Annotated in this window: 9 protein-coding genes and 2 riboswitches; of the genes, 7 read left to right on the top strand and 2 right to left on the bottom strand. The window is 44.5% G+C overall.

The window, feature by feature from the left end; all coding sequences use genetic code 11:
- Window positions 1–434: tetrahydrodipicolinate N-succinyltransferase N-terminal domain-containing protein (locus VIM88_RS07680; protein ID WP_331862307.1), on the bottom strand; the 434-nt coding region annotated here is incomplete at its 3' end.
- A gap of 308 nt (window positions 435–742) precedes the next feature.
- On the opposite strand from VIM88_RS07680, the gene VIM88_RS07675 reads away from it, so the two are divergent.
- The 7 genes from VIM88_RS07675 to VIM88_RS07645 all read left to right on the top strand — a co-directional run bounded on the left by VIM88_RS07675 (window position 743) and on the right by VIM88_RS07645 (window position 9,047).
- Window positions 743–2,542, top strand: coding sequence for a TonB-dependent receptor plug domain-containing protein (locus VIM88_RS07675; RefSeq protein WP_331862306.1), 1,800 nt, complete (start codon window positions 743–745; stop codon window positions 2,540–2,542).
- A 382-nt stretch (window positions 2,543–2,924) separates the two neighbouring features.
- Complete coding sequence (locus VIM88_RS07670) at window positions 2,925–3,488, top strand: hypothetical protein (RefSeq protein WP_331862305.1); 564 nt, start codon at window positions 2,925–2,927, stop codon at window positions 3,486–3,488.
- 269 nt (window positions 3,489–3,757) lie between these two features.
- Window positions 3,758–3,856, top strand: a riboswitch (cyclic di-GMP riboswitch).
- A 25-nt stretch (window positions 3,857–3,881) separates the two neighbouring features.
- The gene (locus VIM88_RS07665) at window positions 3,882–5,648 is read left to right on the top strand and encodes an ABC transporter ATP-binding protein (protein WP_331862304.1); all 1,767 of its coding nucleotides are present in this window, start codon (window positions 3,882–3,884) and stop codon (window positions 5,646–5,648) included.
- Window positions 5,638–6,096, top strand: a complete 459-nt coding sequence (locus VIM88_RS07660; protein WP_331862303.1) for a lasso peptide biosynthesis B2 protein — start codon at window positions 5,638–5,640, stop codon at window positions 6,094–6,096. Before VIM88_RS07665 ends, VIM88_RS07660 begins: the two co-directional genes overlap by 11 nt.
- Window positions 6,093–6,977 carry a hypothetical protein gene (locus VIM88_RS07655; protein ID WP_331862302.1) on the top strand — a complete coding sequence of 295 codons (885 nt, stop codon included), beginning with the start codon at window positions 6,093–6,095 and terminating at the stop codon, window positions 6,975–6,977. The genes VIM88_RS07660 and VIM88_RS07655 overlap by 4 nt, the downstream gene beginning before the upstream one ends.
- Window positions 6,974–8,848 carry an asparagine synthase-related protein gene (locus VIM88_RS07650; RefSeq protein WP_331862301.1) on the top strand — a complete coding sequence of 625 codons (1,875 nt, stop codon included), beginning with the start codon at window positions 6,974–6,976 and terminating at the stop codon, window positions 8,846–8,848. Before VIM88_RS07655 ends, VIM88_RS07650 begins: the two co-directional genes overlap by 4 nt.
- Before the next feature lie 46 nt (window positions 8,849–8,894).
- Window positions 8,895–9,047, top strand: coding sequence for a hypothetical protein (locus VIM88_RS07645; RefSeq protein ID WP_331862300.1), 153 nt, complete (start codon window positions 8,895–8,897; stop codon window positions 9,045–9,047).
- Between the two features lie 79 nt (window positions 9,048–9,126).
- Here VIM88_RS07645 and VIM88_RS07640 read toward each other — a convergent pair whose 3' ends face one another.
- Window positions 9,127–10,290, bottom strand: a complete 1,164-nt coding sequence (locus tag VIM88_RS07640; RefSeq protein WP_331862299.1) for a S8 family peptidase — start codon at window positions 10,288–10,290, stop codon at window positions 9,127–9,129.
- Between the two features lie 187 nt (window positions 10,291–10,477).
- Window positions 10,478–10,557, bottom strand: a riboswitch (cyclic di-GMP riboswitch).
- Window positions 10,558–10,790: the final 233 nt, after the last annotated feature.

Raw genomic sequence — 10,790 nt, 5'->3', positions numbered from 1 at the left:
ACTGATGTCGGATTTGCATCTTCGAACAAGAAAACGATCCTGAAGTTCTTACCGATGTCCTGCATATGTGAGAGTGCTTTGATCACCTGTACGTTCTTATGAGCGTCACCTGTTGCCTCACCAAGGTACGGTGCAAATGCAGCCATGGCATTTTGTACAAAGTTGTCATTGATCGTTGCCACAAATTCAGTTCCGGAAAAATCAACAGCACAGTTTGATTCCTGCAACGCTTTGATGAAGACAGCAGCCGAACCGAAGTTCTCTTTCCAGTTGATAAGACCGAAGTTCGCCTGAAGGATCTTCTCAGCATTTTTCTGCCCTCTGTCCACTCTTGCGATACCGAATGCCATCGGCTCTCTGTATCCTTCCTGTGAAGTGACCTCTGCTACCAGTGCTTTAAATGCGTCTGTTGATGCGATAGTTTCTATTGCCATAATTCAAATTCTCCTGTAAATAATGAAAAAGATTATACTTGATTTTCTTTAAACGTTCGGGAATCACCGCAAGTTCTAACCGATATTACGGTACAATCCGTCCATGAAACATCTCAGAGGCCACAATAAGAACTATTTTAAGTTAGCCGTCATCGCCATGTACTCCACGCTTTCAAAGCTGTGTTGGATCGACAGCAATTTTCAGTACCATAAAAAAGCCTTTGTCTACCACGAATACAAAACTTCCCCTCCTTGTTTATCTCTTTTTTATTGATCAAATTACATACTAAATAAACAAGGAACACCCTATGACATTCAAGTCACTCAGCCTTATCACGGCTACACTATTACTGACAACCCACACGCACGCAGACGAAACACTCGAGCCTATCACTATCATCTCTGCCAATAAAACCGCACAATCCATCCAGAACACGACCTCCAACGTCACCGTCATCACCGCTGAAGAGATGGAAGAGAACGGCTATCAGACCGTTGCACAGGCGATCAACACGGTAGCCGGTATCTCGGTCACCCATTCCGGCGGACTTGGCCAGCAGACATCCTTTTTCGTACGGGGTGCCGACTCGGGTAAAGTACTCGTGCTCCTGGACGGCATGCGTCTGAACGACCCAAGCACTCCCAACGGTACGGCACTGCTTGAGAGCCTCACCACCAATAATATCGCGCAAATAGAGATCATCAAAGGCGGATCAAGCAGTATCTGGGGTCCCAATGCCAGTGCAGGGGTCATCAACATCATCACCAAGGAAGCGAATGAAGGTGTCCATGGTACACTGGGACTCAGCTACGGTTCCTACAACACCCAGGGTGCAGAGACACAGCTATCCTATAAAGATAAAAAACTGACCGCACAGGTGCTCGCATCTTACCTGGATACCGATGGTTTTTCAGCCTTGGCCCCAAGAGATGCCGAAAAGGACGGATATACCAATAAGAACTATAATGTCAAACTCGGATATGCGTTCAACGAGCACAACACACTGAATCTCAGCTATAACCGTATCAAAACAGATACTGAGTATGACGATAACTGGTCGTTGGATCAGGCAAATGATTCCGATAGCACCAGTACTTCCGATCAAACCAATGCTGCACTGAAATATGATTTCAAACTTGACAACTACAGTGCGCAACTTCATGCCAGTAAAGGCGAATATGATAGAGAATATTCTTATGGCACATTTAATGCAACGCTCAAAGAGTATGGTCTCATTAATGCCTATGACTACAGTAAAGGAAAAGCTGTTCTAGGACTGGAGTATAAAGATATAAATGGAATGGTACTAGGAGAATACTCCAATAAAGCTGTATATATTTCCAATATTTATGATCTCACCAGGAATACCCTCTTGGAAACGAATCTGAGACACGATAACTATGATGCATTTGATGATAAAACCACCTATAAGATCGGCTTAAAACACCATTATGGTTTTCTTGAAGGCTTCACAAGCTCTGCCAACTACTACACATCCTATGATGCGCCAAGTGCCTACCAGCTTGCCAACCAGTCACCTACCGCTGTTCTGTTGAAACCAGCCTACACCAAAGGCTATGATATCTCTGCCGGCTATAAAGAGCTCTTGACCGTTACCTATTTTGATACCAAAGTGGAAGATGGCATTGATTGGATGGGAGATGGATATACCAATATTGAGGGGCAACAGAAGTTTTCAGGCGTGGAGCTACAAAGTTCCTATGCCCTGCCCTCACTCAACATCAACCTGTCAGCGAACTACACCTATCTTTTTGACTTCGAAAAAGAAGACGGGTCAGACCTCATAAGACGTGCCAAAGAGACATTGAACGCAGCAGTAGATTACTACACAGATAACAATACCCACTTCGGTATCGATGCACAGTATGTAGGTGACAGAGTGGACACGGACGGAGGCTGGCCTGTCGCCACCGATGTTCCAACAGGAAACTACACCCTGTGGAACCTGAACTTCGGCACAAAGATCACCCATAATATCGACCTTACGCTCAATGCCAGAAATATCTTTGACAAAGAGTACCAGTCTGTCTACGGCTACGCCACAGAAGGCAGAGCAGTTTACGGAAAGATCAAGTACAGCTTTTAATAACAAAACACCATTCCTGTAGGGGAGGACCCCCGTGTCCTCCCATGGGGTACAGACAAAAATTAATGATGATGCAATATCTGTTTGCATGTGAACATGCATGGGCGGACACAGGGGTCCGTCCGTACGGGTGGTTTGTGCATCCCGTTTTGGTTTTGAACCCCGGGCGGACATGGGAGTCCGCCCCTACGGACGATGTTGCCATACGCAATAATTGTAGGGGATGACCCCCGTGTCATCCCACGGGTGCAGACAAAGATCAATAATGAATCATTTATATTACCATACCCAATAATCGTAGGGGAGGACCTCTGTGTCCTCCCCTTTGCCCCTGTGTCCTCCCCTGGTTTCATAATCAATATCAAATAGGATATAATCACTTATGCTAAAAATTATCCCATCCTGGTTCATCCGGTACAAATTCTTCAACTCCCTCTTTCTGGGACTAAGCGTGGGTGCCATCTTCACGCTCTACGCCCCGCTTGAACCCTCCATCTATTCACTGGGTGGTGTTCTGCTCGCTGTAGGTATGCTGATCGTTGCCAGGTTCTACCATACCATCCTCAACGCAGAGTGGTTCTTCAGGATCTCTCTTTTTGTAGAGGTTCTTTTGCTCCTGGCCATGCTCTACTTTCTCTATGCCTCCTACAACTATCAGACAGCGCTGCTGCTCTACATCGGGTACCAGGTCACTTTTGTCTTCGGGAACTACCTGATAAGGGCCGAAACGCTTCTACTCAAAACCGATGTTCTCTTAACCAAACTCGACACCGTCAAACAGATAGGCTATCTTCTGGGCATGGGAATGGCCTACCTCTTCTATAAAGTCCTCACTTACTACGGTATAGAGGACAACCAGACACAGGTCTATGACCTGCACTTTCTGCTCATCGCTGTCGAAATAATCGTCATTCTGTTGATCTTCAAAAGCTTCCGTAGGGGATGACCCCCGTGTCATCCCATGGGTGCAGACAAAAATCAATGATGGTGCAATATTCTGTTTGCATGTGCCATGCATGAGCGGACACAGGGGTCCGCCCCTACGGGTGATTTGTGCATCCCGGTTTGGTTCTGAATCCCGGGCGGACATGGGAGTCCGCCCCTACGGACGATGTTGCCATACCTTAATTGTAGGGGATGACCCCGTGTCATCCCATGGATACAGAGAAAATTCAATGATGGTAAAATAACATCAAATTTGATATAATATAGTTATAAGATAAATGCTACACCTGTTGTGAGGCAGGGTCAGAAAGCCATGGGTCTTTGATACTGTCATATGACAGTCAAAGAGAAGACTGCCAGGTTGCCTAATTTCTTACAGAAACAATAGGTTGAAATGACAGGCACTTATACATTCCAAACGCTTTATCATCAGATCAAGACACAGAAGAGAGATTTCTGGCGTACCAGTCTGTATGGCATCTTCGCGACACTGCTGCTGCTCCCTATTCCGATGCTGATCCCGCTTCTTATCGATGAAGTACTTTTGGCGCATCCCGGAAAGATGACAGCACTGATCTCCAGTTTTTTTGGAAGCTCGGAAGTGTGGGTCTACATTGCTGTCATCTTGACGACCGTGCTGCTCCTGAGATTTTCAGCCTTTTTCTTCAGCAACCGAAAAACCTACTATGCCACCAGGATCACACAGAAGATCAGCTACCTTCTGCGACATCGCATCCTGCATCATCTCGAGCGTGTGTCGCTCTCCGAATACGAGAGTCTCAAATCAGGCGGCATCGCTTCCAAGACGGTGCAGGATGTAGAGAGTGTCAGCGGTTTTGCCGGACAGGTCGTCACTACGGTACTCAGTGCTACTTTGATGCTCGTAGGTATCGCAGCGATCATGCTTTGGATGCACTGGGTCTTGGCAGTACTGGTATTTCTGCTCAACCCTTTCTTTCTTGGCTTTTCACGCCTTTTGGGACGGAAGACAGGAGAGCTGCTCCGCCGCCAGCATGAAGCCTACCAGCTCTACCATGAACTGCTCAACGAAACCCTGGAGCTTTTCATCCAGGTACGTGCGTCCAATCAGGAAAGGTCTTTCTTCGGCATCCTTCAGGGGCGTGCCAAAGCCATAGAAATGGCATCCCTGGACTATGGCTACAAAGCTTCCGTGGCACACAGTTCTTCCACGCTCCTGACCAATACCGTAGTGGATATCTTCCGAGCCTTAGGCATCGCAGCGGTGGCCTATTCGGACCTGACCATCGGGATGATGATCGCCTTTCTCTTTTACCTCTCCACCCTTGTTGCCCCCATTCAGCAGCTCATGGGACTGGTCATCTCTTACCAAAGCACCAAACCGGCATTAGAACGCATCAACACCCTGCTTTCGCTTTCCCAGGAACCGCACTATCCGCATGAATCAGATCCTTTTAAAGAGGCAAAGAGCACTTCGGTCGAACTCAAAGGGATCAGTTTTGCCTACGGCAACGGTAAAGAGGTACTGCACAACATCAGCCTGCAGGCCAAAGCCGGAGAGAAGATAGCCCTCATCGGCCCCAGCGGAAGCGGAAAAACGACCATCGCCCAGATCATGGTAGGTTTCTACCCTTCGCATACGGGTGAGATCCTCTATGGCGGTGTCCCCATAGAGCAGATCGGTCTGCCGGTCGTGCGGGAAAATGTGGCACTGATGCTGCAGCAGGCACTCTTTTTCAACGACACCATCCGCATGAACCTGACCCTCTCCAAAGAGAAGAGCGATGAAGAGATCTTCGAGGCTCTCAAGGCAGCCCAATTAGAAGACTTTGTACGAAGTCTGGAAAATGGTCTGGAGACGCCTATCGGGAAAAACGGTATCCGTCTTTCGGGAGGACAGAAACAAAGACTCGCCATCGCCAGGCTGATACTCTCTGATCCCAAGATCGTCATATTCGATGAGGCCACCTCCGCACTGGACAATGCCACGGAGTTCCATCTCTATGAGACACTGGCACCATTCCTTGAAGGACGCACCACGATCATCATAGCCCACAGGACCACCACCATCAAGCAGGCCGATCACATCTACCTGATAGAAGAAGGCAGTGTCAAAGCAGAAGGCTCTTATGCCATGCTTCAAGCGCAAGGCCTGATAAAGGAAGATTTTGATGTTAAGTAAAATGAAGAGATTCATCACACTGCCGTCAGAAGAGAAAAAGCTTTTTTTTGAAGCCTATGTGATGCTGGGCATCATGCGTGCAGCGCTCCTGACCGTTTCCTTCAAGCGTTTGACGCGTTCGCTGGAGCATTCGCCAAAGCAGGAGAAAATAACTGTATTGAGCAAAGAAGAAAATGCCAAAGCCATAGCGGTAGGCCAGGCCATCACCAGAGCCGCAGCCTACACACCATGGGAAAGTGCCTGCCTGGCACAGTCGCTTACCGCACAGAAGATGCTGCAAAAACGGGGTATACCCGGCGTGTTCTATCTTGGGGCAGCCAAAGATGAAGAGAATAAAGAGAAGATGAAAGCCCATGCCTGGACACAGTGCGGAGAGACCATCCTCACCGGAGGTAAAGGGCATGAAGCATATACCGTACTTTCAGTGTTTGGATGGGAGAAAGCATGATAGTCTACGGCACCAGGATCAAAAGCGACATCGACTTCCCTTTGGACCTTTCCCATGAAACAGAGACACGCTATGAAGTAGAACTCTCTTCAAAAATCCCCGCTGCACTGAAAGATGCCATCATTTGCGGCTTACCTCTGTACTGGGCGCATGACCGGAAGGTATACCTTTACAGCGATCGGGAATTAGATGGTAGTGAAACCGGACAACCCTGGTGCTACGAGGTCAAAGATGTAGTGACGTTTTACTGGATCAGCGGAGAACGGACGATCTACTATCAACTGGATGAAAAAGGAGATGCAAATCTTCTCGGTTTTTGGTTCATCCACCTGCTCCTGCCACTTTATATGACGCTGGAGGGTATGTATGATTTTCTGCATGCAGGCGGCGTGGAAGTAGAGGGAAAACCCATCTTCTTCATCGCACCCTCCATGGGCGGTAAATCGACGATGACGGACTACTTCATCAAACAGGGGCATCCGCTCGTTTCAGATGACAAGGTTCCCACTTTCATTCAAGACGGCACATTCATGGCTGTCGGTTCACATCCGTATCACCGTCCTTACAGAAAATTTGAAGAGTTGGGGTACCGTGTTGAAGATTTTACTGCAGAGTTCAAGCCCATCCATGCTTTTTATGCACTGAAAGGAACCGAAGGTGATGCAGATATCCTTATAAGTGAAGTAAAAGGGTTTGAAAGGTTTGATGTTCTAATGCCGAATTACCTCTATATGTTCTCTCATCTGAAGCCTAAGCGGCTGAAGTATCTAGCTCAAATGTTAAATACTGTGAAAGTGTTTCGAGTGACTGTTCCATGGGATATGGAGCGTTTGGGTGAAGTACACGATATGATCTGTGAGCATAGTAAAGGGATTGCATGAGTGGTTTTTTTGGTATCTATAACCGTAATGGTAAGCCGGTAGACAAAAAGATCGTTACTACTATGCTTGATGCTATGTCCTACTGGAATCCGGATGAACATGATACCTGGACAGATGGACCCGTAGCATTAGGCCATACGATGCTTTGGAATACACCCGAATCCAAATTCGAACATCTCCCCTTACAAAATGGTGCTTATATTTTAACGATGGATGCACGTATCGACAACCGTGACGAACTTGTGGATAAACTTGAATTACCCGGTCGTCCACTGGAAGAGATAGGAGATAGTGAATTTATTTTAGCCGCCTACAAAAAATGGGGAGAAGATTGTCCAAAGTATCTTTTGGGTGATTTTGCCTTTGCGATCTGGGATGAAAAGAAGCAACAAATGTTTTGTGCCAGAGATCATATCGGTATTAAACCGTTTTATTATTATTTGGATGATGAGAAATTTATTTTTTCAAATTCTTTGAGTACAGTTACTACGCATCAAGATATTTTAAAAAAATTGGATGATACTTCATTAGCTCTATTTTTAACTCCAAAGGGATTTGTTGACAATAAGTCAACCTTTTTTAAAGAGGTGAAAAAAGTGCCTGCAGCCTCTACACTAGTAATTACAAGTGAAAATATTTCAGAGGCAATATATTGGGATGTCAAAGACATACGACCATTGTATTACAATTCAGTTGAACAGTATACGGAACATTTTCGTATGCTGTTCGAAAAAGCAGTTGAGTCTAGATTGAGAACTTTATACCCTGTCGCTTCACATTTAAGCGGAGGTCTTGATTCTTCCTCAATAGCAGTGCTTGCAGCTCGTAAATTGAAAAAGAGTTCATTGTCACTCCATACATTTAATTGGGCACAAAAACCACATGAAAATGCAGATCCAAAGCATCATGAATGGTACTTTAGCGAAAGAATAGCAAAAACAGAAGGCATTAAATATCATCGAGTGGACCTATCACCGAGTTATTTGTCTCAGCTCTATAGCCAAGTTAACCTATTAAACAATGATAAGGGGTTCTTTTGGGAAGAGTATCTTATTAGGGATCAAGCACATAGTCTTAATATCCGGACCATCTTGTCAGGCTGGGGTGGGGATCAATTGGTTTCCTATGATGGTTATGCCTATTACAGTGGACTTTTTAGAAAAGGACATTTTATGTCTGCGATATATGCAATCTATGAAGAATATCATGGAAAAAGCTTTAGGATCCTTCGCACAATACGGCGAACTATGAGAGAATTGATGTATCCAATTCTCTACAAATATATGGATGGTTATTATAAACACAGGAAAAACGCTTACGATCCCTATTTATATTGTCAGGATCAATTCGAAAAATATGCAAAAACCGTTACAAACAAAGGATCAAAATTCATTCCAGGTGTGCATGAAGAGCAGAAATATCTGTTAAATGAAGGAGCCATTCAGCAAAGGATCGAATCTTGGTCAGCAGCAGGTTATGATAAAAAAGTAGAATATACCTATCCGCTTCTAGATAAACGGATCATCGAATTCTCTTTGGCAATTCCCGAAGAATTATATAATAAAAAAAATGGATATAACAGATATTTTTTTAGAGAAGCGATAAGCCATCTGATAGATGATGATATTGTTTGGGCCCCGAAGTCTCCGGACTTACAAGCTTCATATAAAAGACTTGAACTCTATGATGAGTCGTTAAAGATTTGGCTTGAAACATACACACAACAAGCCAAAAATTTAAATTCTGATTATATAGATAGTGAAAAAATCATTACAGAACTTGAAAATTATTTTTCTCAGAGATCAGAAAATAAAGCCCATCTCTCTTCAATTATTGAATCAATTATTTTACTGCATAAAACTCTAAGTTAGTATGCTATAATATAGAAATGAAGAATAACAAAATAAGGGAGTAAGAATGAAAGATAAATTAAAAAAATGGCAAGCACCGAAAATGTCTCAATTAAATATTAAAGAAACACAGGGGGGCATTGCCAGTCAAAGTGAAGACTATATTAAACCGAATGGTGACAAAGCTCCAGGACGAGGTTTTGGAGGAGCGGCGAGCTAAGAAAAGATTCTCTTCTTAGTCCACCTTTCACTTAAAAGATGAGAGAAGCTGCTTAACTTCTCTACATCCGTACAAAGATCTACTGGATCGCAAGATCCGCACGAATCAATCCCGCTCCCTGCTCTACTGCAGATAAACCTAAATCTTCCGCCGTACTTTTCAATTTTGTCTTAACTTCATCAGGTGTCAATGACCCATGAACAGCCAGTACCAGTGCCGCGGTCCCCGTTACATGAGGGGCTGCCATACTGGTTCCGCTCATTGTTGTATACAGGCCATCGATAGAGGTAGAATTGATCCCTACGCCAGGTGCAGCCAGATCGATCTCTGCTCCCCGGCTTGAACTCGCAGCCAGTTGATCTGCCAGGTCGACGGATGATACAGCGATGGTTTCAGGGTATCTGGCAGGATAGATGATACCGCTGCTTCCCTCATTTCCCGCAGCTGAAACCTGCACGATACCGGCATTGTGAACTGCAATGACCGCATCGTGAAATGATTGGGTTGTTCCAAGGGCACCGAAGCTCATATTAACCACTTGCATATTGTTGTCAATACACCACTGCAATCCGTCAAGAATATCAGAAAGAGCCCCTTGATTTGTACGGTCCAGAACTTTGACAGGATAAAGGTTTACCTGAGGACCTGTTCCGACAACTCCTATGGTATTGTTCACCGCACCGATGATACCGGCGACATGCGTTCCATGGCCATGATCATCATCAGCACTTTTTCTTGGATTTATAGCGTTATAGTTTCCTTTGATATTATCTATCAGATCCAAATGATCAAGATTAGCTCCGGTATCGAGTATTGCAATATTGACCATAGTACCGTTGGTATCTCCCCAGGCGATATCTGCTTCGATCCTGTCAATACCCCATGGAAGATCCTGTAGTGGTTGTACATCACCGCCACCGCCACCGCCTTTGCCGCCGGGAGCAGTACCGTGCACTACAATATCATCCTCTATACGAAGTATTTTATCCTCCAACTGCGCTTCAAGAGCACTTTGTGCCGCTTCGGGCAGGTAGACTGCCATACCGTTGATGATCTTTAGCGGCTTGATCGGTATAGCGCCATGTGTTTTTACTAAAGCATGCTGTGCTGCTCTATCAGTGAAATGCTTTTTAAAAACAACGATTTTTCTAGGCGCCCCATCTGCTCCTGCAAAAACAGTTGAAGTAAAAACAATAATAGACAAAAGCATCGCCCAAGCATTCAAAAGGTTATTTTTTTTCATAGTTTATCTCCTGTGATAATGTAGTTTTATTTCGGAACCTTGTGATCTTTATAGTTAAGATGCACTACTTTCTATCCTTGTCTTGCAACAAGTTTTGATACGAAAAAATAAGATTGAATTAAATAAAAAATATGGATAAACCGGTAGGGAAAAGAGGACTAAATAGACGATAGATACATATCACTATTTTGGCAACCTGGCAATCTTAACACAGCAAGACCCATGGCTTTCCGTCCTTGTTTCACAACAAGTTTGGCATAATAAAATATTTAAAATAACTTTTTTATTGATAATCATTATACAATTAAATAAGTTTTGTCAAACTTATGTGACAGGCGTTTCCCAAATAAATGATGAAATTTCATATTGGGAAGTTACTACTTTGTTAGTGTTTGTTCCTTTAAACAATCACTCTACCTGAACAACACAAAAAGTCCAGGTATTTTTAAATTCTCAGCATCCAAGCACTAACAATCCCGATTCTGTCTCTTGATCATCGC

The organism is Sulfurovum sp. (assembly GCF_036568385.1).
In the GTDB taxonomy this organism is placed as follows: Bacteria; Campylobacterota; Campylobacteria; order Campylobacterales; family Sulfurovaceae; genus Sulfurovum.
The sequence above is the reverse complement of the archived record's forward strand: the minus strand, read 5'-3'. Positions and strand labels throughout refer to the sequence as shown.

What these genes read in the sequence shown, in the direction of transcription:
- VIM88_RS07675 (WP_331862306.1), top strand. Translation starts at nt 743, where the DNA reads ATGACATTCAAGTCACTCAGCCTTATCACGGCTACACTATTACTGACA.
- VIM88_RS07670 (WP_331862305.1), top strand. Translation starts at nt 2,925, where the DNA reads ATGCTAAAAATTATCCCATCCTGGTTCATCCGGTACAAATTCTTCAAC.
- VIM88_RS07665 (WP_331862304.1), top strand. Translation starts at nt 3,882, where the DNA reads ATGACAGGCACTTATACATTCCAAACGCTTTATCATCAGATCAAGACA.
- VIM88_RS07660 (WP_331862303.1), top strand. Translation starts at nt 5,638, where the DNA reads ATGTTAAGTAAAATGAAGAGATTCATCACACTGCCGTCAGAAGAGAAA.
- VIM88_RS07655 (WP_331862302.1), top strand. Translation starts at nt 6,093, where the DNA reads ATGATAGTCTACGGCACCAGGATCAAAAGCGACATCGACTTCCCTTTG.
- VIM88_RS07650 (WP_331862301.1), top strand. Translation starts at nt 6,974, where the DNA reads ATGAGTGGTTTTTTTGGTATCTATAACCGTAATGGTAAGCCGGTAGAC.
- VIM88_RS07645 (WP_331862300.1), top strand. Translation starts at nt 8,895, where the DNA reads ATGAAAGATAAATTAAAAAAATGGCAAGCACCGAAAATGTCTCAATTA.
- VIM88_RS07640 (WP_331862299.1), bottom strand. Translation starts at nt 10,290, where the DNA reads ATGAAAAAAAATAACCTTTTGAATGCTTGGGCGATGCTTTTGTCTATT.